A 22131-nucleotide genomic window follows, 5' to 3' on the forward strand; every position below is an offset into this window, starting at 1 on the left:
CGGTGAGCCCGGACGGGCCTCGCGGCGGCGGCCGGGAACGCGCAAGAGCCCCGCCGCGCCGGTGCGGCGGGCGGGGCGGCACGGCCGGGGCCGCGGCGTCAGTGGTTGATGCTGCCGTTGCCGAACGCAGGGTTCAGCGCACCGATCACAGTGATGGTGTTGCCCGTGATGTTGACGGGAACGTCCACGGGGACCTGGGCGATGTTGCCCGAGCCGACACCGGGGGAGTTGACGGCCAGGGCCTCGGCCCCGGAGTCCGCGGCGGCGGAACCGGCGGCGGCACCGAGCGCGGCCCCTGCGGCGGCAACGACGAGGGCGGCCTTCTTGGTGCTGTGCATGTGACTTCCTCCTGAATGGCAATACGCGCGGCCCCGACTGCGGAGCCGCACGCTGAGTAACGCCGAGGCCGAAGCCTGGACACGGGCCGGCGCGGCGATACCCCCGATCGGGTCATTCCGGCACTCGCCCGAAACGACGCGGGCCCCCGCCCCGAGCGGGGGCGGGGGCCGGACCGGTGTCCCCCGAGGGGAACTCCGGCGCTGGTCAGAGCCCCGAGGGGACCGACCGGCTCAGCGAATTCACCACTTCTTGTGGTAGTGGTGGGTGCTGCTGTCGTTGATGCAGGTGTTGCCGAAGGTCGGGTTCAGCAGGCCCACCACGTTGACGGTGTTGCCGCAGACGTTGATCGGCACGTGAACGGGGACCTGCACGGCGTTGCCGGAGAGGACGCCGGGCGAGTTGGCGGCCAGCGCCTCGGCACCGGCGTTCGCGGAGGCGACACCGGCACCGGCGGCGAGGATGCCACCGGCCACGGCGGTGACCGTGACGGCCTTCTTCAGGTTCTTCACGAGATGACCCTTCTCGATACGTGCGGCCAGCTGCCGCAGCACGCACTGGTCAACGCCGAACGGCCACCGTGGATACGCCCGGCGGCACAGGAGCACCCCTGGGGATGAATCATGTGCCCCGAGTGCCACCGCGCACCGGCGCGCCGCGGCCGGCCTGCGTGCCGCACGGGTCAGCCGGTGATACCGTGCCGCACCGCCCAGATGGCTGCCTGGGTGCGGTCGGCCAGGTCCAGCTTCATGAGGATGTTGGAGACGTGGGTCTTGACCGTCTTCTCCGACAGCACCAGGGCCCGGGCGATGTCGCGGTTGGACCGGCCGCGGGCGATCAGCGACAGCACCTCCCGTTCGCGGTCGGTGAGGGTGCCCTGCCGGCCCGACCCGGTTCCGTCCGAGGCGAGCAGGGCCCGCACCACCTCCGGCTGGAGAACGGAGTGGCCGGAGTGCACGGAGCGGATGGCCCGCGCGAGGGCGAGGGGGTCGACGTCCTTGTGCACGTAGCCGGCGGCACCCGCCCGCAGCGCGGGGACGACCGACCGCTGCTCGGTGAAGCTGGTGACGACCAGGACGCGGGCGGTGCTCTGCTGCTCGTCCAGGGCCCGCAGCGCCTCCACGCCGTCGGTTCCGGGCATCTTCAGGTCCATGAGGACGACGTCGGGCCGTAGTTCGGCGGTCCGGGCGACGCCCTCGGCGCCGTCCGCCGCCTCGCCGACGACCTCGATGCCCTCCTGGACCTCCAGGAAGGTGCGCAGGCCGCGGCGGACGACCTGGTGGTCGTCCACGATCAGGACGCGGATCGGGTCCTCAACCACCGGGGACCTCCATTTCGATGACGGTGCCCCTGCCGGGGGCGGATTCGACGGTCAGCCGGCCCCCGACACCGGTGGCCCGCTCCCGCATGGAGACCAGACCCAGGTGGCGGCCGGCAGCACGGACCGCGGCCGGGTCGAAGCCGACGCCGTCGTCGGTGACCCGCAGCACGGTCGCCGCGCCGCGCCGCACCAGGGTGACGTCGACCGCGGCGGGGCGAGCGTGGCGCAGCGCGTTGTGGAGCGCCTCCTGCGCGACGCGCAGCAGGGCCTCCTCCTGCGCGGCGGGCAGCGCCCGCGGCGCGTCGCCGCGGAAGGTCGTGCGGGCGGGGTGTGCCCGGTCGAGCACGTGGACCTGGGCGGCGAGGGTCGCGTGGAGGCCGTCCTCGTCGAGGGCGGCGGGGCGGAGCTCGACGACGGCGGCCCGCAGTTCCTCGGCCGCGTCGGCGGCGAGGTGGGTGACCTGGTCCAGTTCGGCGCGGGCCCGTCCGGGGTCGCGTTCGATGAGGGTGGCGGCTGCCTGCGCGGTGAGGCGCAGCGAGAAGAGTTTCTGTGCCACGGCGTCGTGGAGTTCGTGCGCGATGCGGGCGCGTTCCTCGGCGATGGTGAGTTCCCGCCCCCGCTCGAAGAGCTGGGCGTTGGTGAGGGCGATGGCGGCGTGCTCGGCGAGGAGGCGGAGCAGTTCCTCGTCCTGGGCGGTGAAGTGGGCGGCGCCGGGTGCGTCGGGCGGCGGCCCGGGGGCGCAGTCGCCGCTGGGGCCGGGCCCGTCGGCGCCCGGGGCCGGGTTCTTGTCGGCGAGGAAGAGCGCGCCGAGCACCTCGTCGCCGCTGACGATCCGCATGCCGAGGAACGCGCCCAGGGTGGGGTGCGCGTCGGGCCAGCCCTCGAAGCGGGGGTCGTCGCGGACGTCGGCGAGGCGTACCGGGGTCTCCTCGCGGAGCATGGCGGCGAGGAGGCCGTGCTGGCGGGGCAGCGGTCCGATGGCGCGCCACTGGGCGTCGGTGACGCCCTCGACGAGGAACTGCGCGAAGCCGCCGTTGCCGTCGGGGACGCCCAGCGCTCCGTAGCGTGCGCCGAGGAGGTCCCGGGCCGAGCGGAGGATCGTCTGGAGGACGTCGCGGACCTCCAGGGTGCGGTTCATGGCCAGCAGGGCCGCGCTGACGGCGGCGAGGCCGGTGGGGTGCGCCGGCGAGGGGGTGCCCATGGGTGCACGGTACCCGGGCGGGTGCGGCGGGGCCGGAGGCGTCGCCGCCGGACGGAGCGGACGCTGCGGGAAGTGCGCTGTGGGGAGGGCGTTGCCGGAGCGGTGGGCGGTGCGGTGGGCGGTGCGGGAATGAGGTGGGCCACAGGTCGAAGGTCCCGCCACGACGCCGGGTAGGAGTCGGGCCCGCAGCGGGCGGTGGCGGGAGCGGTCGGCGGGACGGCGCGGAACAACGGGTCGGGAGCGCGGGACGGGCGGCCCGCGCTGCTAACCGGTCTCGGAGAAGGGGCGATTGCCCGCCCCGGACGGGTCTGCCAAGGATGGTTGTCGTCCGTTCCCGTCGTTGCCCGGCGGGCCCCCGCCAGAGACCGAGGTACTCCCCCAGATGTCTGTCAGCACCACTCCGCGTCCCCGCACCTCCCGTGCCCGTCGGCTGGTCGCGGCCTCACTGGCCGCCACCGCGCTGGGCGGCCTCGGGGTGCTGGGGATGCCAGGGCAGGCGCACGGCGCGACCGCGATGCCGGCGGCCACGTCCTCGGACAGCAAGGACGTCGCTCGCGAGGTGATCGACGACGAGGCGCAGTTCGAGTGCTTCTCGAACATCGTGGAGCGCGAGAGCTCCTGGGACCACACCGCGGTCAACGCCGCCAGCGGCGCCTACGGACTGGTGCAGTCGCTGCCGGGCGACAAGATGGCGTCGGAGGGCGCCGACTGGCGCACCAACCCGGAGACGCAGATCCGGTGGGGTGTGGACTACATGGACGAGCGCTACGGCAGCCCGTGCGCGGCGTGGTCGTTCTGGCAGGCCAACCACTGGTACTGAGCGCCGCGCGGCCCTCGGGCCCCGGAACGCCGTCCGCCCGCCGTCGGGCGGGTGGGTGCAGGAGGGGACACGGCGACGGCGGCGGCACCCGGGATCCGGGGCCGCCGCCGTCGCCGTGCGGTGTTCGGGCGGGCCGCTGGTGGGCCGCCGCGGTGGGGTGGTGCTCGCCGTCAGTCGCGCATGACCTCGGGCTCGTGGCGGCGCAGGAACTTCATGACGAGGAAGCCGCAGATCACGCCGAGGACGACCAGCATGCTGACGTCGAGAAGCCAGACGGCGGCCTCGTGGTCCCAGAGCCGGTCGGGGTCGCCGGACTGGCGGGCGCCGGTGAGCGTGTTGAGGTCGGCGGTGGCGCCGGCGCCGGCGAGACCCCAGCGGGAAGGCATGAGCCAGGCGAGCTGCTCGACGCCGAGGTTGCCGTGGACCTCGAAGAGGGCACCGGTGAAGACCAGCTGGACGACGGAGATCATCACCAGCAGCGGCATGGTCATCTCGGAGGTGCGGACCAGCGAGGAGATGACGAGCCCGATCATCATCGACGTGAAGCCGAGGGTGACGATGACGATGGTCATCTCGACGGCGGGCGAGCCGAAGAGCACCGCCTCGGCGGGCATCTCCCGGGGGGCGAAGCCGATCAGGCAGAGGATGATGCCCTGGACGGCGGTGACCATGCCGAGGACGACGACCTTGGACATCAGGTACGCCGACCGGGAGAGTCCGACCGCGCGTTCGCGTTCGTAGATCACCCGTTCCTTGATGAGTTCCCGGACGGCGTTGGCCGACCCCGCGAAGCACATGCCGATGACCAGGACCAGCAGCACGATGGATGCCTGGCCGTTGGTCTGGGCCCGGTCGATCGGTCCGTAGCCGAGGCCGTGGGCGGCGGGGATGACGACGCTGACCAGCCCGAGGATGATCGGGAGCGCCAGGGTGAGGCCGAGGAAGCCGCGGTCCGCCGCGATGACGGCGAGGTAGCGCCGCATCAGGGTCCAGACCTGGGAGCCCCAGCTCTGTGCCTGTTGCTGGCGGGCGGGCATCGGGGGCACGTGGGCGGTCTGCGGCTGGACGGCGTCGAGGTCGGCCGCGTAGCGCTGGTAGTGCTCCGAGCCGCGCCAGCGGTTCATCCAGTCGTAGTCGCGGTAGTTCTCGAACGCGGAGAAGACGTCGGCCCAGTTGTCGTAGCCGAAGAAGTTGAGGGCCTCGTCCGGCGGGCCGAAGTAGGCGACGCCGCCGCCGGGCGCCATCACCAGGACCCGGTCGCAGAGACCGAGCTCGGCGACGGAGTGGGTGACGACCAGGACGGTGCGACCGTCGTCGGCCATGCCGCGCAGCAGCTGCATGACGTCGCGGTCCATGCCGGGGTCGAGTCCGGAGGTCGGCTCGTCCAGGAAGATCAGCGAGGGCTTGGTCAGGAGCTCCAGCGCGACGGAGACGCGTTTGCGCTGCCCGCCGGAGAGCGCGTTGATCCGCTTGGTGGCGTGGATGTCGAGCTTCAGCTCGGCGAGGACCTCCTCGACGCGGGCGTTGCGCTCGGCCTCGCCGACGTCGCCGGGGAAGCGGAGTTCGGCGGCGAGCCGCAGCGCCTGCCGGATGGGCAGCGCGGTGTGGAGGATGTCGTCCTGCGGGACGAGCCCGATGCGGTGCCGCAGCTCGGCGAAGTGGGTGTAGAGGTTGCGATGGTCGTACAGCACCTCGCCCTCGGTGGCCGGACGGTATCCGGTGAGGGCCCGCAGCAGGGTGGACTTGCCGGAGCCGGAGGGGCCGATGACGCCGACCAGCGACTTCTCGGGGACGCCGAAGGAGACGTCGTCGAGGATGGTCAGCTTGTCGTTGTTGACCTTGACCGTCAGGTGGCGGGCAGAGAAGGAGACCTCGCCGGTGTCGACGAACTCCTGGAGCTGGTTGCCGATCAGCCGGAACGTGGAGTGGCCGATACCGACCGTGTCGTTCTGGCTGAGGACCTGCCTGCCGTTCTTCTGCATCGGCTGGCCGTTGACGTAGGTGCCGTTGTGGCTCCCCAGGTCGCGCAGCTCGAAGCGTCCGTCGGGTGTGGCGAGGAACTCGGCGTGGTACCGGGAGACCTGGAGGTCGGAGACGACCAGTTCGTTCTCCAGCGCACGCCCTATGCGGGTGACCCGGCCCACGGTGAGCTCGTGGAAGGTGGTGGCGCTGCGACCGCCGAGGTCGGGCGCGCCGCCGCCGGTGGGGGCTCCCCCGCCGGGGGTGTGCACGGGCATGGCCGCGGTGACGCCCGCCGCGGCGAATTCCTGCTGGTGGGCCTCGGCCGCGGCCTGCTGCGGCACCGGGGCCTCGCCGGTGAAGGTCAGCCGGGGCCCGTCGGTGACGTTGCCCAGGTTGACGACGGTCCCCGGCCCGAGCGGGAACTCGCGTACGCGCTGCCCCTGCGCGTACGTCCCGTTGGTGCTGCCGTGGTCCTCCACCACCCAGCCCTGGCCGCCCCACCGCACGGTCGCGTGCCTCCAGGACACGCGGGTGTCCTGGAGCACCAGGTCGCCCTGGGGGTCGCGGCCGATCGTGTAGGACCGGGTCGGGTCCAGCGTCCAGCTCTGTCCGTTCAGTTCCAGTGAGAGTTCCGGCACTCCACGCCCCACATAGTCGTCCCACGAGCGGCCCGCGTGCGGAACCTTGGGAAGGCGAACATCGTGCGCCGACTATCCCAGGCGCGGCGCCCGATCGGGTAATCGGCCCCGGGGACGTCACGGAGCTGGTGCGAAGTGGCGTCCGGGTCGTGACACTCGCCACAGGGCACCCGCTCGCGGGCGGGCGGCTCTGCTGTTCACCGGCCGGGCCCGGCCGGCATGCGGCGTCCGGGGGACGGACGGCGGGGCGGTCACCTCGACCAGCCGCTACCGTGGGACGCACCATGATCTCAGCCGCGCACACCACGCCGTCACAGGCTCCGGGGACGCCCCCGACCGCCGCCGACACGCCCACCCTGCTGGTCAAGATCTTCGGCAAGGACCGCCCCGGACTCACCGCCGGGCTGCTGGAGACTCTGGCGGCCTTCGCCGCCGACGTGGTCGACCTGGAGCAGGTGGTCACCCGGGGGCGCATCACCCTGTGCGCACTGGTCACCACGCCCGCCCACGGCCAGGAGTCGGAGGGCGAGCTGCGTGCCACGGTCCACGGCTGGGCGGAGGCCATGCAGTTGCAGGCCGAGATCATCTCCGGTGTCGGCGACAACCGTCCCCGGGCCGCGGGCCGCTCGCACGTGACCGTGCTGGGCCACCCGTTGTCGGCTGAGGCCACGTCGGTGATAGCGGCCAGGATCGCCGGGGCCGGCGGGAACATCGACCGCATCCGGCGGCTGGCGAAGTACCCGGTGACGGCTGTGGAGTTCGACGTCTCCGGCGTCGACAGCGGTCTGCTGCGCACCGAGCTGGCTCCGCAGGCGGCGCACCGCGGGGTGGACATCGCCGTCGTGGCCGCCGGTCTGCAGCGGCGGGCGCGGCGGCTGGTGGTGATGGACGTGGACTCCACCCTGATCCAGGACGAGGTCATCGAGTTGTTCGCCGCGCATGCCGGGTGCGAGCAGCAGGTGGCGGAGGTCACCGCGGCGGCGATGCGCGGTGAGCTGGACTTCGAGCAGTCCCTGCACGCCCGGGTGGCGCTGCTGGCGGGGCTGGAGGAGTCGGTGGTGGAGAAGGTCCGCGCGGAGGTGCGGTTGACGCCGGGCGCGCGGACGCTGGTGCGGACGCTGAAGCGGCTCGGTTTCCAGGTGGGGGTGGTCTCCGGTGGGTTCACCCAGGTGACCGACGCGCTGCGCGACGAGCTGGGTCTGGACTTCGCGTCCGCCAACACCCTGGAGGTGGTGGACGGCCGGTTCACCGGCCGGGTGACGGGCGGGGTCGTGGACCGGGCGGGCAAGGCGACCCTGCTGCGGCGGTTCGCCGCGGAGGCGGGGGTGCCGCTGTCGCAGACGGTGGCGATCGGGGACGGCGCCAACGACCTGGACATGCTGAACGCCGCGGGGCTGGGTGTGGCGTTCAACGCCAAGCCGCTGGTGCGGACCGCTGCTGACACCGCGGTGACCGTGCCGTTCCTGGACACGGTGCTGTATCTGCTGGGGATCTCCCGGGAAGAGGTCGAGGCGGCCGACGCCGAGGCCGACGGCCGGCCTGTCGACGCGAGGTAGCACTCCCACCGGGAACGACTGTGCTCCCGCCGGAGATCCGGCGGGAGCACAGTCGTTCCCGGCCTGGCACGGGGCCGGTGCGGGGGTGTCAGACCTCGCGCGGGGACCAGTAGTGGATCAGCGTGGCGCTCCCGGGCTCCGCTCCGCTCCAGCTGCCGTCGAGGGTGAGGACGGCGAGCGCCGCTGGCGGGAACCCGGCGGCGAGTCCGGCGCGCGCCTGGGGGTCGCCTCCGCCGGTGAGGATGTCGGCGGTGGCGTGGACGGCCGGGTTGTGGCCGATGAGCAGCAGGTCGCGTGCCTCGTCCTCGACCTGGTTGACCAGTGCGATGAGTTCCCCGGGGCTCGCCTCGTAGACGCGGTCCTCGTAGCGGGTGGGCGGACGCTCCGGCAGCTCGGGGGCGAGGAGCTTCCAGGTCTCGCGGGTGCGGGCGGCCGTGGAGCACAGGACGAGGTCGGGGAGGATGCCCTGGTCGGCGAGCCAACGGCCGGCGGCGGGGGCCTCACGGCGGCCCCGGTCGGCGAGGGGGCGCTCGTGGTCGGGGACCTCGGGCCAGTCGGCCTTTGCGTGGCGGAGCAGGACGATCCGCCGCGGGGTGTCGGTGGTCATGGTGCCAGCGTCGCACGGATCGGCGGCCCGGACCCGGGCGCCGACGGGGCCGGGGGCCGTGGTCGAACGCGGACTGGGGCGGTGGTCAGACGCGGACGAGTGCCTGGTGGACGCGTTCGAGGAGTTCGGCGACCAGCTGGGGCTCGTGCGGGGAGGCGCCGTCCGCGGCGGCGGTGGCGGTGGGCAGCGCCAGCAGGACGGCGAACGCGACCGCGGGGAGCAGCAGCGCCCACCAGGGCACGCGGGTCTGGGCCGAGAACCGGGCGGGGGGTGTGGCCTGCCGCAGGGGGTGCGTGGGGGCCGACATGGGCGCTCTCCATCCGCTTCGACGTGACGCGGCGGGAGCCGGCGGCGGATGCCGGGGGCCGTGTCCCGGGGGCGTCCCCGGTCTGTACGACGACGCTACGGAACGGGAGCGCGGCGAACCATCGGGTGATCCACCCAGTCGCCCCTGAACCTGTCCCCCTAGGGGTGGTGGGGTCCGCCCCACCCCGGCGCGGAGCGCGGGTCAGGGAGAGGCAACGGTGGCGATCACGGAGATGACGACCGCGATCAGGGCCATGGCGCCGAGGATCTTCAGCAGGCCGTTCTGGCCCTTGGGCGGGTCGGGTTCGAGTACCGGCATGGCGCCAGTCTCGCACGGTGCGGACGGTCCCCCCGTGTCCGGCCCGCCGGGTGCCGCCGGCCGGTCAGCCGCCGTCCTCGACGACGCGGTCCCGTCCGGCGACGACACCCACGGCGACCTGGGCGACGGCGAGGACGGTCATGAACATCAGGGGCGCGTACCAGCCGCCGGTGGAGCCGTAGAGGAAGCCGACGAGGAGGGGGCCGGGGATGCAGAGCAGGTAGCCGGTGCTCTGGACGAACGCGGAGAGCTGGGAGACGCCGGTGCCGGTGCGGGCGCGAAGCCCGATGAGGGTGAGGACGACGGGGAAGGCGCAGTTGGCGATGCCGAGCAGCAGCGCCCATGCCCACGCCCCGGCGGCGGGGGCGGTCATCAGGCCGATGTAGCTGACGACGCCGCAGAGCCCGAGGACGGTGATGAGCGGGCCCTGGTGGGAGAAGCGGGTGGCGAGCTTGGGCAGCACGAAGGCCAGGGGGACGCCCATCCCCATGGCGACGGCGACCAGGGTGCCGGCGGTGGTCGCCGAGAGGCCGGCGTCGCGGTAGATCTGCGGCATCCAGCCCATGGTCACGTAGGCGCCGGTGGACTGGAGGCCGAAGAAGACGGCGAGCGCCCAGGCGGTGGGCGAGCGGGTGATGCGGACGGGCGGGCCGTCGGCGGGTGCGGTGGCGGCGGCCGGGCCGCCGGGCGCCGCGCGACCGCTGACGACGACGGCGATCCAGCACAGGACGGCGAGCGCTCCGGGGACCGCCCAGATCGCGAGCCCGGTGCGCCACCCGCCGCCGACGGCGTCGGCGAGGGGGACGGTGAGGGCGGCGGCGCCCGAGGTGCCCAGGGCCAGCCCGGTGGAGTAGAGCCCGGTCATGGTGCCGACGCGGTCGGGGAAGAACCGCTTGACGATGACCGGCATCAGCACGTTGCTGACGGCGATGCCGGCGAGGGCCAGGGCGCTGGTCAGCAGGAAGACGCCGGTGCCGCCGGCGAGCGGGCGCAGCGCCACGCCGAGTGTGATGGCGGCCATGCCGGCCAGCAGGACGGCGACCGGCCCCCAGCGGCGTGACAGCCGCGGGGTGAGTGCGCCGAAGACCGCGAAGCACAGCGCCGGCGCCGAGGTCAGCAGGCCGGCGATGGTCGGGCTCATGGCGAGGGCGTCGCGGACCTCCTCCAGCAGCGGTCCGAGGCCGGAGATGGCCGGGCGGAGGTTGAAGGCGGCCAGCACGAGACCGGTGGCGACCAGCAGCGCCATCCGCGGTGACATGGCGGTCATCGTGTCACCGGGCGGCTTCGTCTCACGGGATGCTGTTCGCACGGTGTCGCCGTCATACCTGTCTGCCATGGTGGCATCATAGAATCATTGGATGTGTCCGGCCAAACGGCTCCCAGGAGAACCATGCCTCTGTCCTCACCTCGCCGCTCCGCCCTCGCGGACCAGGTGATCGTCGAACTGCGCCGGCAGATCACCTCGGGCGAATGGCCGGTGGGCTCCCGCATCCCCACCGAGCCGGAACTCGTGGAGCAGCTGGGAGTGGCGCGCAACACCGTCCGGGAGGCGATCCGCGCGCTGGCCCACAACGGACTGCTCGACATCCGGCAGGGCTCGGGCACCTACGTCCTGGCCACCAGTGAACTGGCCGGCGTCATGCACCGCCGGTTCGCCGACGCCGACCCCGGGCACGTGGCCGAACTCCGCTCGACCCTGGAGGCGTCGGCCGCCCGGCACGCCGCGCAGCGGCGCACCCCCGCCGAGGTCACCCATCTGCAGGGGCTGCTGACGCGCCGAGAGAACGCCTGGTCGGGCGGGGACGTGGACGCCTTCGTCGAGGCGGACGCCACCTTCCACATGGCGGTGGTCAAGGCGTCCCACAACGAGGTGCTCACTGCGCTCTACGCCGACCTCGGCGCCGTGCTGCGGGCGTTCCTGCGTCACGACGTCGGCGACGAACTGCGCCCGGAGGACCACCTGGACCACGCCCGGCTGGTGGCGGCGATCCGCGACGGGGACGCGGAGGCCGCCGCGGCCGAGGCCGGCTCCTACGCCATGACCTGCCGCGGGGTCGCGGCCGACTGACGGTCCGGGGCCGCCGGGCCCTGCTCACACGGCCGGGGCCGGGGCGCCACAGGAGTGACGTCCCGGCCCCGGCCGGTACCTCGTTCGAGCGGTCCCGGCGCACCGGGACCGCGCAGCGCCCGGTGTCAGGCGCCCATCATGTGCACGCCGCCGTCGACGTGGACGATCTCGCCCGTGGTCTTGGGGAACCAGTCGGACATCAGCGCCACCACACCGCGCGCGGCGGGCTCGGGGTCCGCGAGGTCCCAACCGATCGGCGCGCGGGTGTTCCAGACGTCGGCCAGCTCCTCGAACCCGGGGATGGACTTGGCGGCCATCGACTTGATCGGGCCGGCCGAGACCAGGTTGACGCGGATGTCGCGGGAGCCGAGGTCGCGGGCCAGGTAGCGGGAGGTCGACTCCAGCGCCGCCTTCGCCACGCCCATCCAGTCGTACTTGGGCCACGCCACCTGCGCGTCGAAGTCCATGCCGACGACCGAGCCGCCGCGCTTCTCCAGCAGCGGCAGCACCGCCATGGTCAGCGACTTCAGCGAGTACGCGGAGACCTCGACCGCGGTGGCGACCGACTCCCAGCCGGTGTTGAGGAAGTTGCCGCCCAGCGCGTCCTGCGGCGCGAAGCCGATGGAGTGCACCACCCCGTCGAGGGAGGCGTCGTCCCCGAAGTGCGCGCGCACGGCGTCGGCGAGCCCGTCCAGGTGCTCCTGGTTCTGCACGTCCAGCTCGATCACCGGCGCCTCCTTGGGGAGCCGCTTGGCGATGCGCTGCACCAGGGAGAGGCGGCCGAAGCCGGTCAGCACGACCTCCGCGCCCTCTTCCTGCGCCAGGCGCGCGACGTGGAAGGCGATCGAAGCGTCGGTCAGCACCCCGGTGACGAGGATGCGCTTGCCGGCGAGAAGTCCACTCATGGTTTCAGTGACCCATGCCCAATCCGCCGTCAACGGGGATGACGGCACCAGTGATGTATGCGGCGTCGTCGGACGCCAGGAAGCGGACGGTGGCGGCGATCTCCGCCGGCGCGGCGTAGCGCGCGAGCGGGATCTGCTTGACGATGGCGCCGCGCTGCTCGTCGCTGAGCGCGCGCGTCATGTCGGTGTCCACGAAGCCGGGTGCGATCACGTTGCAGGTGATCGACCGCGAGCCCAGCTCGCGGGAGACGGACCGGGCGAAGCCGACCAGGCCGGCCTTGGAGGCCGCGTAGTTGGCCTGCCCCGCGGCGCCCAGCAACCCCACGACGGAGGAGATCAGCACGATCCGGCCGCTGCGGGCGCGCAGCATGCCGCGCGAGGCGCGCTTCACGACGCGGAAGGTGCCGGTCAGGTTGGTGTCGACGACCGTGGCGAAGTCCTCCTCGGACATCCGCAGCAGCAGCTGGTCACGGGTGACCCCGGCGTTGGCGACCAGGACCTGGACCGCGCCCTGCTTCTCCTCGATCTCCTTGTACGCCTGCTCCACCTGCTCCGGGTCGGTGATGTCGCAGCGCACCGCCAGGCAGCCGAGGTCGGCCAGTTCGGCCGGCGGCTCCCCGGAACGGTAGGTGTAGGCGACCTTGTCGCCGGCTTCGGCGAGCGACCGGGCGATGGCAAGGCCGATCCCGCGGTTCCCTCCGGTGACCAGTACCGAGCGGCTCAAGGGACCACCTCTTTCTCCGAGTCGTAGTGCGAAGCTCCACGCTAGCCGCCGACCGCGGACCCCGGAGACGCCGTCCGCCACAGCCGCACCCGGCGCACCCTGTCGGGTTCCTACAGCGTGCGACCGCGCGGCACCCGACGTCGGAACGCACCGGGCCCTGGCCATGCGGCCGGTGGGGCGGCATGATCGTCCCCGGTGCGCGGCACCGGCGACAGGCCGCGCGTTCCTCCCGTCGGCCGAGACCCTGGAGCTGCCGTGCCACCCACCATCGACGCGTCGTTCCTCGCGCTCCCCCTGCGGGCGCTCGCCGACGCGGCCCTCGCCCGGGCCCGGGCGCTCGGGGCCGACCACGCCGACTTCCGGTTCGAACGTGTCCGCAGCGCGCGGCTGAGCCTCCGCGACGCGCGGCTGTCGGGCAGTGACGACACCACCGACACCGGGTACGCGGTGCGCGTGCTGCACGGCGGCTCCTGGGGGTTCGCCGCCGGGATCGAACCGACCATGGACGCGGCGGCGCGGGTCGCGGGCAGCGCCGTGGCCATGGCGAAGCTCGCGGCGACCGTGCGGGGCGGCGCGGGCGGCGACCCGGTCGAGCTGGCCGAGGAGCCCTCCCACGGCGAACGCACCTGGATCTCCTCCTACGAGGTGAACCCGTTCGACGTCCCGGTGGCGGAGCAGGCGGAGCTGCTCGGCGACTGGTCGTCACGGCTGCTCGCCGCGCCGGGGGTCAGCCATGTGGACGCCCGGCTGTGGACGGTCCAGGAGAACAAGTTCTACGCCGACACCGCCGGCACGGTCACCACCCAGCAGCGGGTGCGCCTGCTGCCCGAGCTGAACGCCACCGCGATCGACGGGCGCACCGGAGCCTTCGACCGGATGCGGACACTCGCCCCGCCCACCGGGCGGGGGTTCGAGTACCTGACCGGGGACACCTGGGACTGGGACGGCGAACTGGCCGCCGTCCCGGAGCTGCTGGCCGAGAAGCTGGCCGCCCCCACCGTGGAGCCGGGTGCGTACGACCTGGTGATCGACCCCAGCAACCTCTGGCTGACCATCCACGAGTCGATCGGCCACGCCACCGAGCTCGACCGGGCGCTGGGCTACGAGTCGGCGCTGGCGGGGACCAGCTTCGCCACCGTCGACCAGCTCGGTTCCCTCGTCTACGGCTCCCCCGCGATGCACGTCACCGGCGACCGGACGGTGGAACACGGCCTGGCGACCACCGGCTTCGACGACGAGGGGGTCGCGACCGGCGAGTGGGACCTGATCCGCGACGGTGTCCTGGTCGGCTACCAGACCGACCGGGCGACGGCTGCCGACCAGGGGCTGGGCCGTTCCACCGGCTGCGCCTTCGCCGACTCCCCGTCGCACGTGCCGGTCCAGCGGATGGCCAACGTGTCGCTGCGGCCCGCGCCGGACGGGCCGGACACGGAGGAGCTGGTCTCGCGGGTGGAACGCGGCATCTACGTGGTCGGCAACAACTCGTGGTCGATCGACATGCAGCGCTACAACTTCCAGTTCACCGCCCAGCGGTTCTTCCGCATCGAGAACGGGCGGCTCGCGGGGCAGGTGCGCGACGTCGCCTACCAGGCGACCACCACCGACTTCTGGCGGTCGATGGAGGCGGTCGGCGGGCCGCAGACCTACGTGCTGGGCGGCTCCTTCATGTGCGGCAAGGCGCAGCCGGGCCAGATCGCGGCCGTCTCCCACGGCTGCCCCTCGGCGCTGTTCCGCGGTGTCCGCGTCCTCAACACCGCGAACGAGGCGGACGCCTCGTGACGCGTCGCGACTGGGGGCGCACGGCGCCTCGGAGCACGGGGCACGACGGCGGCAGGCAGCGAACGAGCAGGACGGAACGGTGATGGGGATGACGGGCAGGGCAACGGTTCGGCCGCACGAGATGGTCGAGCGCGCGCTGGAACTCTCCGGCGCGCACGAGACCGCGGTGATCGTGGAGGAGAACTCCTCCGTCAACCTGCGGTGGGCCGGGAACGCGCTGACCACCAACGGGACCACCCGCGGCCGGCAGGTCACGGTGATCGCGACGGTGGACGGCGCCACCGGCACCGCCGCCGGGGTGGTCTCCCGCTCGGGGGTGGCCCCCGGGGAGCTGGCGGAGCTGGTGACCGCAGCCGAACGGGCGGCGCGCGCGGCCGGCCCGGTGGAGGACGCACGGCCGCTGGTCGGACCGGGCGCGAGCGGCGGTGACTTCGAGGCCCCGCCGGACGCCACCTCGCCGTCGGTGCTGGACGGGTTCGCCGAAGGGCTGGGCGAGGCGTTCCGCGCGGCGCGCGCGGGCGACCGCGAGCTGTTCGGCTTCGCCTCGCACACCGTGGCCTCGACCTACCTGGGGACCTCCGCGGGCGCGAGGCTGCGGTACGACCGGCCGGAGGGGACGGCCGAGCTGAACGCGAAGTCGCCCGACCGCCTCCGCTCGGCCTGGGCGAACCGGGCCACCGACGACTTCCGCGACGTGGACGTCCTGGCGATGGACGCCGACCTGGCCCGGCGGCTGGCGTGGGCCGAGCGCTCCGTCGAGCTGCCCGCCGGCAGGTACGAGACGGTGCTGCCGCCGGTGGCGGTGGCAGACCTGCTGATCTACCTCCACTGGATGGCGGACGTCCGGGACGCGGCCGAGGGCCGCACCGTCTTCAGCGCTCCCGGGGGCGGCACCCGCATCGGGGAGCGGCTCACCCGGCTGCCCGTCCGGCTGTACAGCGACCCCGCCGAACCCGGCCTGGAGGTGGAGCCGTTCGTGGTCGCCCACTCCACCGGTGGCGCGGTCGGCTCCGGCCACTCGGTGTTCGACAACGGGTCGCTGCTGGAGCGCGCCGAGTGGATCACCGACGGGACCCTGCGGGCGCTGCCCGGCAGCCGGTACGCCGCGGAGCTCACCGGCCTGCCGTCCGCGCGGCGCCCGGACAACCTGATCCTGGACGCCGGTGGCACGGCGACCACCGAGGAGCTGGTGGCCGGGACGGAGCGGGGGCTGCTGCTGACCTGCCTCTGGTACATCCGGGAGGTGGACCCGCGGAACCTGCTGATGACCGGGTTGACCCGGGACGGCGTGTACCTGGTGGAGAACGGCGAGATCACCGGGGCGGTGAACAACTTCCGGTTCAACGAGTCGCCGCTGGACGTCCTGGGGCGCGCCACGGCGGCGGGCCGCACCGAGCGGTGCCTGTCGCGGGAGTGGGGTGACTGGTTCGGCCGGTCGTCGATGCCGGCGCTGCGGGTCCCCGGATTCCACATGAGTTCCGTCAGCCCGGGGGTCTGACCCGGGTCGACCCGAGGGGTGGGCACGGGTCGGCCGCGTAGAATCGCGGCCGACCCACCCACCCACTCGACCGTCAGGACCGAACGTGACACGCCTCGGTGAATCCGTAGCTCGCGCCGGCACTCTGCTCGCGCAGGACCTCTCCTCCGACTCCGTCGTCGAGGAGCTGCTCCGGGAGACCTCGGCGCGCCGCTATCTCGACCTGACCGACCTCGACCCGGCCGAACAGGCGGCGCTCGTGGCGGCGCGCGCGGTCGACGTCCTGCCGTCGGTGGAGAACCTCGCAGAGCGCATCGCAGCCTCCCGCGACTCCGGTGGTCTGCACGTGAAGCTGGGCATCGACCCCACGGCCACCGAGGTCCACCTCGGTCACACCGTGCCGATGATCCAGCTCAGCCGGTTCCAGCGGATGGGCCACCGGGTGACGCTGATCATCGGGGACATCACCGCCAAGATCGGCGACCCCTCCGGCCGCTCGGCGGAGCGTCCGCCGCTGACCGACGAGGACATCGCCCGCAACCTAGCGGGCTACCGCGAGCAGGTGCGGCCGTTCTTCAACTTCGACCAGGTCACGGTGCGCCACAACAGCGAGTGGCTCGGTGGCGTGACCCTCCCCCGGCTCATCGGGGTGCTGGCGCAGGTCCCCGCCTCCGCGCTGCTCCAGCGGGAGGACTTCCGCAACCGGTTGGAGGCCGGTCACGGTCTGACCATGTCGGAGCTGATCTACCCGGTGGCGATGGCCATCGACTCCGCGGAGATCGACGCAGACATCGAGCTGGGCGGCGTGGACCAGCTGCTGAACATGCAGATGGGCCGCCGCGTCATGGAGATCTACGGGCAGAAGCCCCAGCTGGTCGCGACCAACCCGCTGATCGAGGGCACCGACGGTTCCGGCGCCAAGATGTCGAAGTCGCTGGGTAACGCGGTGTCGCTCACCGCGCCACCCGAGGACGTCTTCGGGAAGATCATGTCCGTCCCGGACCGCCTGATGGAACCGTACCTCCGGGCATGGACGGAGTGGACCGACCCGGAGATCGCCGCCGTGCTGGCCCGGGTGGCCGACCGGTCGGTGCACCCCATGGACCTCAAGCGGGTGCTGGCCGGTGAGATGGTCATCGCGCTGCACGGCCTCGAAGCCGCGATGGCGGCCCGCGCCGGGTTCGCGGCGCAGTTCTCCCGGAAGAGCTTCACCGAGGTCGACGCCCTTCCCGAGGTCGACCTCGCCGAGCACGGCGCCGAGGGCGTGGCCACCGTGCTGACGAAGGTGCTGCAGTTCACACCCAGCGCCTCCGCCGCCCGGCGGCTGGCCAAGCAGAACGCGCTGCGGCTGGTCGTGGAGGACGCCGACGCGGGTCAGCGCGCCGTCGTGCTGGGCGAGGCGGACGCGCTGCGCCCCTTGGCGGAGCTGGTCACCGAGCACCTCGGCGACGCCGCGCCCGACGGCGTCTACCTCAAGGCGGGGCGCAAGCTCGCCCGGCTGCGCGGGGACACCGCCGGCCGGTGAGCACGGCCGGGTGCCGTCTCCTCCGACGGGACGGCACCCGGGCGCGGCGCCCCCACCGCCGTGCGGGGTGCGGCCGGGAGTACCGTGTGAATCCGGGCGGGAGACGTGTTCCCGGACGAATCGGATGGTGGACCATGGCACGGTGGCGACGCAGCGGCAGTGAGCCCGAGGTGTACCGCATCAGTGGTGCGCGGACGAGTCTGACCGAGGACGTCAGGGCGCGGCAGCGCCGCTACACCATCGCGATGCTGGTGCGCACCGCGTCGGTCCTGGCGACGGTGGCGCTGTGGGACGTGAGCCGTCCGCTCGCCTTCGTCACGCTCGCACTGGGCACCCTGCTCCCCTACGTGGCCGTGATCGTCGCCAACGGCGGGCGGGAGAACGCCGTGCCCCTCCCCCGAGCCACGTTCACGGGACCGCAGCGACCGGAGCTGCCCCGCGCCGGTGACGTCGGCCTCGGCCCGGCCGGAACGGGCGCAGCACCGGGCGGGGAGACGGCCGGCGGGGCCGGCGGGAGTCCCCGGAACACCGCAACCGACGCCCGGTGAATTCGCGGAGCAATCTCCGCGATCGGCTGCGCTGTCAACTGGGTCACATGTCATACTGCAGGAGCGCTCCGCATCCCCCGTCGGGGCGACAGACCGACGCCGGGCGGCTCCCCCCGTGGCTGCCCGGCGTCGCTGTGCGTCCGCGCCCGCCGCTCGGGCCCGCCCGTCCCTGCCGCCCGGCACGACCGTCGGTACCGGCACGGTTTTGCCCCCGCAACGCCGGGCGTGTTGGATGGGTCGCGTGAACGACCCGGTTATCTGTTCGGCCAAGGGCTGCCGCGCGCCCGCCCAGTGGGTGCTGGCCTGGAACAATCCCAAGCTCCACACACCCGACCGCCGCAAGACCTGGCTGGCGTGCGACGAGCACCGCGAGTCGCTGTCGGCCTTCCTGGGTGTGCGCAACTTCCTCAAGGAGGTCGTGGCGCTCACTGAGTGGGACGGCGGGGCCGAGGGCGGTGGCCCCCGAGGACAGGCCCCTCCCCCCGGCTGAGCCGCGCGCGGCTCAGCCGACGCGTGACTCCGACCCGGCCCGAGCGGTCCGGCTCGGTCAGCCGCCGATCGCGGACATCGGCCGTGGCGGTTGCAGGAAGGTGGGGTCGTCGATGCCGGAGCCGGCCTTCTTGCCCCACATCGCCGTGCGCCACAGCTCGGCCACCCGCAGGTCGCCGGCGGCCGATGCCGCCGCGCTGTCGTCCGACCCGTCCGACTCCCCCGACGCGCCCGGCTCCGCTCGCAGCGCGGCCCGGAGGTCGGTCTCCTCCCGGGCGAACAGGCAGTTGCGGACTTGTCCGTCCGCGGTGAGGCGGGTGCGGTCGCAGGCACCGCAGAACGGGCGGGTGACCGACCCGATCACTCCGACGCGGTGCGGGCCGCCGTCCACCAGCCAGCGCTCCGCCGGGGCCGAACCCCGCTCCCCGTCGCCCTCGGGAGTGAGGGTCCACCGGGTGTGGAGCGAGGTCAGGATCTCCTCGGCGGTGACCATGTCGCGCCGGGTCCAGCCGTGCTGCGCGTCCAGCGGCATCTGCTCGATGAACCGCAGTTCGTAGTCGTGCTCCATCGCCCAGGCCAGCAGGTCGGGTGCCTGGTCGTCGTTGATGCCGCGCATCAGCACGCTGTTGACCTTGACCGGCGTGAGTCCGGCTGCGCGAGCGGCGGCGAGCCCGCGCAGGACGTCGTCGTGGCGGCGGCGCCGGGTGAGGCGGTGGAAGGTCTCGGGGTCCACGGTGTCGAGGCTGACGTTGACGCGGTCCAGACCGGCGTCGCGCAGCGCGGGGGCGACCTTCTCCAGGCCGATGCCGTTGGTGGTGAGGGAGAGTTCCGGCCGGGGTTCGAGGGCCGCGCACCGTTCGACGATCGAGACCAGGCCGGGGCGCAGCAGCGGCTCACCACCGGTGAAGCGCACCTCCCGCACGCCGAGGTGGGTGACGGCGATACGGACGAGGCGGACGATCTCGTCGTCGGTGAGCAGGGTGGACTTCTTGAGCCAGTCCAGCCCCTCCTCCGGCATGCAGTAGGTGCAGCGGAGATTGCAGCGGTCGGTGAGGGAGACCCGGAGGTCGGTCGCCGTCCGGCCGTAGGTGTCGAGCAGCACGACTCCTCCTTCGTCTCTCGTCGCGGCCGGCGGTGCCCTGGGCGGGGTGGGAGGGAGCGGTGTCCCTCTTGTCCCACCCGCTACGTGGCAGCGTACGTGAGTGCTCCGACATCACGCGTCGCGTGCCGCGCGTCGGCGGGCGGTGCGGGCGGTGCGGGCGGACGCACAACGCCCGCGCCGTCGTACGGCGCGACCGGCGCGACCGGCGCGACGGCACGTCGGCCGCGGGGCCGGGTCGGACGTGCCGGGCGGGCGCGGGAGGGGCGTCCACGTCGGGGTGACGGTGGTGCGGGGGCTGGGGTCCCGTCAGTTCGCGCGGGCGTCGGGACGGTGAAGGGGTGTGGGCGGATGACCGAACTGTCGGTACCGGCCCGTATTCTCTGGGACCATGCCCGAAGACCACCGCTCGCCCACGGCCTACGTCCCCGCACAGGAGCCTGCCAACGCGCCCTGGCCACAGGGCTATCCGGAGGGTTATGCGGTGGTCGACGTCGAGACCACCGGTCTCTCCCGCGAGGACCGCATCGTCTCCGCCGCCGTCTACCGCCTCAACTCCCGCGCGGAGGTGGAGGACCACTGGTACACGCTGGTCAATCCGCAGCGCGATCCGGGGCCGACCTGGATCCACGGCCTGACCACCGAGACCCTCGCGGACGCCCCGCTCTTCTCCGAGGTGGCCGAGGAGCTCGGTCGCCGGTTGGAGGGCAGGGTCCTGGTCGCCCACAACGCGGTGTTCGACTGGACGATGATCGCGCGGGAGTACGCACGCGCCGGGGGCGAGCCGCCGGTCCGGCAGCGGCTGTGCACCATCGCACTCGCCAAGGAGCTGGGGCTGCCCCTCCCGAACCACAAGCTGTCGTCCCTCATCGCCTACTTCGGCGTGCGTCAGGAGCGCGCCCACCACGCGCTGGACGACGCGCGGGTGCTGGCGGAGGCGTTCGCCCCGAGTCTGCGGCGTGCGGCGAGGCAGGGCATGCGGCTCCCGCTGCTGATGTGCAGGCCGCTGACGGAGATGAGCGACGGCGCCCGGACGGGCGGAGTCCGGCCGGGTGGCGCCTCCCGAGCCGGTGCGGGGGTGTGGCGGCAGGCCCGGCGGCTGCCCCCCAGCCCGTTCCCCAACCCCGGCCGCTACGAGCCGGGCGGGCGACTGGAGCAGGGCATGCGCGTGGCGTTCTCCGGGGACACCTCCGTCGACCGCGAGCTCCTGGAGGACCAGACCTGCGAGGCGGGGCTGCACGTCTCGACCAGCGTCTCCGGCCTCACCAGCCTCCTGGTGACCAACGACCCCGACGCGATGACCAGCAAACTGGCGCGCGCCCGCCGCCACGGCACACCGGTCGTGGACGAGGCGGCCTTCACGCAGCTGCTGCGGGATGTCGTACCGGCGGGCGGGGCAGCCGGTGACCCGGCGCCGGGACGGTGAGCCGCCTCCGGTACCTTCGGTAGCTGTGTTCCGTCTGCTGCTGTCCCGGCAATGGGTGATGCTGACCCTGGTGGCGCTGCTGCTGATCCCGGCCTTCATCTGGGCCGGGAACTGGCAGTACGACCGCCACGATCAGCGCGTCGCCCGAAACGAGCTCATCGGCGGCAGCCTGGCCGCGGCCCCGGTGCCGATGTCCGAGCTGTCCGGTCCCGGTGAGGCCCCCGACCCCGACGACCGCTTCCGGAGTGTCACGGCCACCGGCCGCTTCGACGCCTCGCAGGAGGTCGTGGCGCGCTCCCGCACGGGCAACCAGAAGGGCGTGCTCGGGTACTACGTCCTGACGCCGCTGGTGCCCGACGAGGGCCCGGCGGTCCTCGTCAACCGGGGCTTCGTCCCCGCCGGCAACGACCCCACGCGGATGCCGGAGGTCCCGCCGGCGCCCGAGGGCGAGGTCACCGTGACCGGTCGGCTGATGGTGGACGAGACGACGGCCACGACCGGCATCCGGGACACGCAGGGGTTGCCGGAGGGCATGGTCATGCTCGTCAACAGCGAGCAGCGCGCGGAGGCCGCGGGGATGCCGTTCCTCAGCGGCTCCATGGTGCTGACGGAGCTTGCCCCCGAGCTCCCGGAGGGCGCCGAGGAGCCCGAGCGGCTCGACGCCCCGGGCCACAGCGGGATCGGCGCCCACTTCGCGTATGCCCTCCAGTGGTGGCTCTTCGCGGCGATGGTCCCGGTCGGCTGGTGGATCCTGCTCCGGCGTGAGCTTGCCGACATCGCCGCCGGCGGTGGGGAGGCCGCAGGACCCACGGGCCCGGGCGGCGCCGGTGGTCCGGAGGGGCCGACCGCCGGCGACGACGGCGAGCGTCCCGACGCGGCGACCGACGACGAGGCGACGGAGGACGGGGCCCGGGACGGCGCCGCCGCCTCGACAGCGACAGTGGGCACCCCCGGGGTTCCGGCAGGACGCTGACCCGGCGCGGCACCGCCGGTCCTTCTCCTCGCCCCGCCGGGTCGGCCGCGGG

At 73.3% G+C, this 22131-nt stretch carries 22 protein-coding genes; 10 read left to right on the plus strand and 12 right to left on the minus strand.

The genetic code is table 11. The features are described 5' to 3' along the window. Positions 1-98: 98 nt before the first annotated feature. From HCJ92_RS11045 to HCJ92_RS11060, 4 genes are all read right to left on the minus strand, one after another. Positions 99-338 carry a chaplin gene (locus tag HCJ92_RS11045; RefSeq protein WP_167933330.1) on the minus strand — a complete coding sequence of 80 codons (240 nt, stop codon included), beginning with the start codon at positions 336-338 and terminating at the stop codon, positions 99-101. Positions 339-578: 240 nt separating this feature from the next. Continuing rightward, positions 579-848, minus strand: a complete 270-nt coding sequence (locus tag HCJ92_RS11050; RefSeq protein ID WP_312871162.1) for a chaplin — start codon at positions 846-848, stop codon at positions 579-581. A gap of 170 nt (positions 849-1018) precedes the next feature. Beyond that, a complete protein-coding gene (locus HCJ92_RS11055; protein ID WP_167933331.1) occupies positions 1019-1657 on the minus strand; it encodes a response regulator in 639 nt (212 codons plus the stop codon). Then, a complete protein-coding gene (locus HCJ92_RS11060) occupies positions 1650-2858 on the minus strand; it encodes a GAF domain-containing sensor histidine kinase (protein WP_167933332.1) in 1209 nt (402 codons plus the stop codon). The genes HCJ92_RS11055 and HCJ92_RS11060 overlap by 8 nt, the downstream gene beginning before the upstream one ends. Positions 2859-3240: 382 nt before the next feature. Here HCJ92_RS11060 and HCJ92_RS11065 point away from each other — a divergent pair, with 382 nt between their 5' ends. Next, a complete protein-coding gene (locus HCJ92_RS11065; protein WP_167933333.1) occupies positions 3241-3678 on the plus strand; it encodes a lytic transglycosylase domain-containing protein in 438 nt (145 codons plus the stop codon). Positions 3679-3848: 170 nt separating this feature from the next. Here the strand turns inward: HCJ92_RS11065 and HCJ92_RS11070 are convergent, their stop codons facing one another. Then, complete coding sequence (locus HCJ92_RS11070) at positions 3849-6278, minus strand: FHA domain-containing protein (protein WP_167933334.1); 2430 nt, start codon at positions 6276-6278, stop codon at positions 3849-3851. Between the two features lie 284 nt (positions 6279-6562). Between HCJ92_RS11070 and serB the strand changes: the two genes are divergently transcribed. After that, positions 6563-7834 (plus strand): phosphoserine phosphatase SerB, encoded by a 1272-nt coding sequence (serB, locus tag HCJ92_RS11075; protein ID WP_167933335.1) that lies wholly within the window; start codon positions 6563-6565, stop codon positions 7832-7834. Positions 7835-7922: 88 nt separating this feature from the next. Here serB and HCJ92_RS11080 read toward each other — a convergent pair whose 3' ends face one another. The 4 genes from HCJ92_RS11080 to HCJ92_RS11090 form a co-directional block, all read right to left on the minus strand. Continuing rightward, entirely contained in the window at positions 7923-8441 is a 519-nt protein-coding gene (locus HCJ92_RS11080) for a SixA phosphatase family protein (RefSeq protein WP_167933336.1), read from the minus strand. Between the two features lie 85 nt (positions 8442-8526). After that, positions 8527-8748, minus strand: coding sequence for a hypothetical protein (locus tag HCJ92_RS11085; RefSeq protein ID WP_209310980.1), 222 nt, complete (start codon positions 8746-8748; stop codon positions 8527-8529). A gap of 201 nt (positions 8749-8949) precedes the next feature. Continuing rightward, positions 8950-9066: an SGM_5486 family transporter-associated protein gene (locus tag HCJ92_RS25360; protein ID WP_275942281.1), complete on the minus strand. Its 117-nt coding sequence runs from the start codon at positions 9064-9066 to the stop codon at positions 8950-8952. A 64-nt stretch (positions 9067-9130) separates the two neighbouring features. Beyond that, the gene (locus HCJ92_RS11090; protein ID WP_209310981.1) at positions 9131-10402 is read right to left on the minus strand and encodes a CynX/NimT family MFS transporter; all 1272 of its coding nucleotides are present in this window, start codon (positions 10400-10402) and stop codon (positions 9131-9133) included. Between the two features lie 54 nt (positions 10403-10456). Between HCJ92_RS11090 and HCJ92_RS11095 the strand changes: the two genes are divergently transcribed. Then, complete coding sequence (locus HCJ92_RS11095; protein WP_167933337.1) at positions 10457-11134, plus strand: FadR/GntR family transcriptional regulator; 678 nt, start codon at positions 10457-10459, stop codon at positions 11132-11134. 125 nt (positions 11135-11259) lie between these two features. Here the strand turns inward: HCJ92_RS11095 and fabI are convergent, their stop codons facing one another. Continuing rightward, positions 11260-12039, minus strand: a complete 780-nt coding sequence (gene fabI, locus HCJ92_RS11100) for an enoyl-ACP reductase FabI (RefSeq protein ID WP_167933338.1) — start codon at positions 12037-12039, stop codon at positions 11260-11262. 4 nt (positions 12040-12043) lie between these two features. Further along, positions 12044-12763, minus strand: coding sequence for a 3-oxoacyl-[acyl-carrier-protein] reductase (gene fabG / locus HCJ92_RS11105; RefSeq protein ID WP_167933339.1), 720 nt, complete (start codon positions 12761-12763; stop codon positions 12044-12046). A gap of 255 nt (positions 12764-13018) precedes the next feature. Here fabG and HCJ92_RS11110 point away from each other — a divergent pair, with 255 nt between their 5' ends. From HCJ92_RS11110 to HCJ92_RS11130, 5 genes are all read left to right on the plus strand, one after another. Then, positions 13019-14542 carry a metallopeptidase TldD-related protein gene (locus HCJ92_RS11110; protein WP_167933340.1) on the plus strand — a complete coding sequence of 508 codons (1524 nt, stop codon included), beginning with the start codon at positions 13019-13021 and terminating at the stop codon, positions 14540-14542. 88 nt (positions 14543-14630) lie between these two features. Next, on the plus strand, positions 14631-16040 hold the full coding sequence (locus tag HCJ92_RS11115; protein WP_167933341.1) for a metallopeptidase TldD-related protein: 1410 nt from the start codon (positions 14631-14633) through the stop codon (positions 16038-16040). A gap of 85 nt (positions 16041-16125) precedes the next feature. Continuing rightward, positions 16126-17544, plus strand: a complete 1419-nt coding sequence (gene tyrS, locus HCJ92_RS11120) for a tyrosine--tRNA ligase (RefSeq protein WP_167933342.1) — start codon at positions 16126-16128, stop codon at positions 17542-17544. 134 nt (positions 17545-17678) lie between these two features. Continuing rightward, positions 17679-18092, plus strand: coding sequence for a DUF3099 domain-containing protein (locus HCJ92_RS11125; RefSeq protein ID WP_167933343.1), 414 nt, complete (start codon positions 17679-17681; stop codon positions 18090-18092). 232 nt (positions 18093-18324) lie between these two features. Further along, the gene (locus HCJ92_RS11130) at positions 18325-18582 is read left to right on the plus strand and encodes a hypothetical protein (RefSeq protein WP_167933344.1); all 258 of its coding nucleotides are present in this window, start codon (positions 18325-18327) and stop codon (positions 18580-18582) included. A 57-nt stretch (positions 18583-18639) separates the two neighbouring features. Here the strand turns inward: HCJ92_RS11130 and moaA are convergent, their stop codons facing one another. Further along, positions 18640-19683 (minus strand): GTP 3',8-cyclase MoaA, encoded by a 1044-nt coding sequence (gene moaA / locus HCJ92_RS11135; RefSeq protein WP_167933345.1) that lies wholly within the window; start codon positions 19681-19683, stop codon positions 18640-18642. Positions 19684-20071: 388 nt separating this feature from the next. Between moaA and HCJ92_RS11140 the strand changes: the two genes are divergently transcribed. Both HCJ92_RS11140 and HCJ92_RS11145 read left to right on the plus strand, forming a co-directional pair. Further along, complete coding sequence (locus HCJ92_RS11140) at positions 20072-21106, plus strand: DEDDh family exonuclease (protein ID WP_167933346.1); 1035 nt, start codon at positions 20072-20074, stop codon at positions 21104-21106. Between the two features lie 25 nt (positions 21107-21131). Next, on the plus strand, positions 21132-22079 hold the full coding sequence (locus HCJ92_RS11145; protein WP_167933347.1) for an SURF1 family cytochrome oxidase biogenesis protein: 948 nt from the start codon (positions 21132-21134) through the stop codon (positions 22077-22079). Positions 22080-22131: the final 52 nt, after the last annotated feature.

The sequence above is a fragment of the Streptomyces spiramenti genome, from assembly GCF_012034385.1.
GTDB classification, from domain to species: Bacteria; Actinomycetota; Actinomycetes; order Streptomycetales; family Streptomycetaceae; genus Streptomyces; species Streptomyces spiramenti.

What these genes read in the sequence shown, in the direction of transcription:
- HCJ92_RS11045 (WP_167933330.1), bottom strand. Translation starts at nt 338, where the DNA reads ATGCACAGCACCAAGAAGGCCGCCCTCGTCGTTGCCGCCGCAGGGGCC.
- HCJ92_RS11060 (WP_167933332.1), bottom strand. Translation starts at nt 2,858, where the DNA reads ATGGGCACCCCCTCGCCGGCGCACCCCACCGGCCTCGCCGCCGTCAGC.
- HCJ92_RS11065 (WP_167933333.1), top strand. Translation starts at nt 3,241, where the DNA reads ATGTCTGTCAGCACCACTCCGCGTCCCCGCACCTCCCGTGCCCGTCGG.
- serB (WP_167933335.1), top strand. Translation starts at nt 6,563, where the DNA reads ATGATCTCAGCCGCGCACACCACGCCGTCACAGGCTCCGGGGACGCCC.
- HCJ92_RS11080 (WP_167933336.1), bottom strand. Translation starts at nt 8,441, where the DNA reads ATGACCACCGACACCCCGCGGCGGATCGTCCTGCTCCGCCACGCAAAG.
- HCJ92_RS11085 (WP_209310980.1), bottom strand. Translation starts at nt 8,748, where the DNA reads ATGTCGGCCCCCACGCACCCCCTGCGGCAGGCCACACCCCCCGCCCGG.
- HCJ92_RS25360 (WP_275942281.1), bottom strand. Translation starts at nt 9,066, where the DNA reads ATGCCGGTACTCGAACCCGACCCGCCCAAGGGCCAGAACGGCCTGCTG.
- HCJ92_RS11090 (WP_209310981.1), bottom strand. Translation starts at nt 10,402, where the DNA reads ATGGCAGACAGGTATGACGGCGACACCGTGCGAACAGCATCCCGTGAG.
- HCJ92_RS11095 (WP_167933337.1), top strand. Translation starts at nt 10,457, where the DNA reads ATGCCTCTGTCCTCACCTCGCCGCTCCGCCCTCGCGGACCAGGTGATC.
- fabI (WP_167933338.1), bottom strand. Translation starts at nt 12,039, where the DNA reads ATGAGTGGACTTCTCGCCGGCAAGCGCATCCTCGTCACCGGGGTGCTG.
- HCJ92_RS11115 (WP_167933341.1), top strand. Translation starts at nt 14,631, where the DNA reads ATGACGGGCAGGGCAACGGTTCGGCCGCACGAGATGGTCGAGCGCGCG.
- HCJ92_RS11125 (WP_167933343.1), top strand. Translation starts at nt 17,679, where the DNA reads ATGGCACGGTGGCGACGCAGCGGCAGTGAGCCCGAGGTGTACCGCATC.
- HCJ92_RS11130 (WP_167933344.1), top strand. Translation starts at nt 18,325, where the DNA reads ATGGGTCGCGTGAACGACCCGGTTATCTGTTCGGCCAAGGGCTGCCGC.
- HCJ92_RS11140 (WP_167933346.1), top strand. Translation starts at nt 20,072, where the DNA reads ATGCCCGAAGACCACCGCTCGCCCACGGCCTACGTCCCCGCACAGGAG.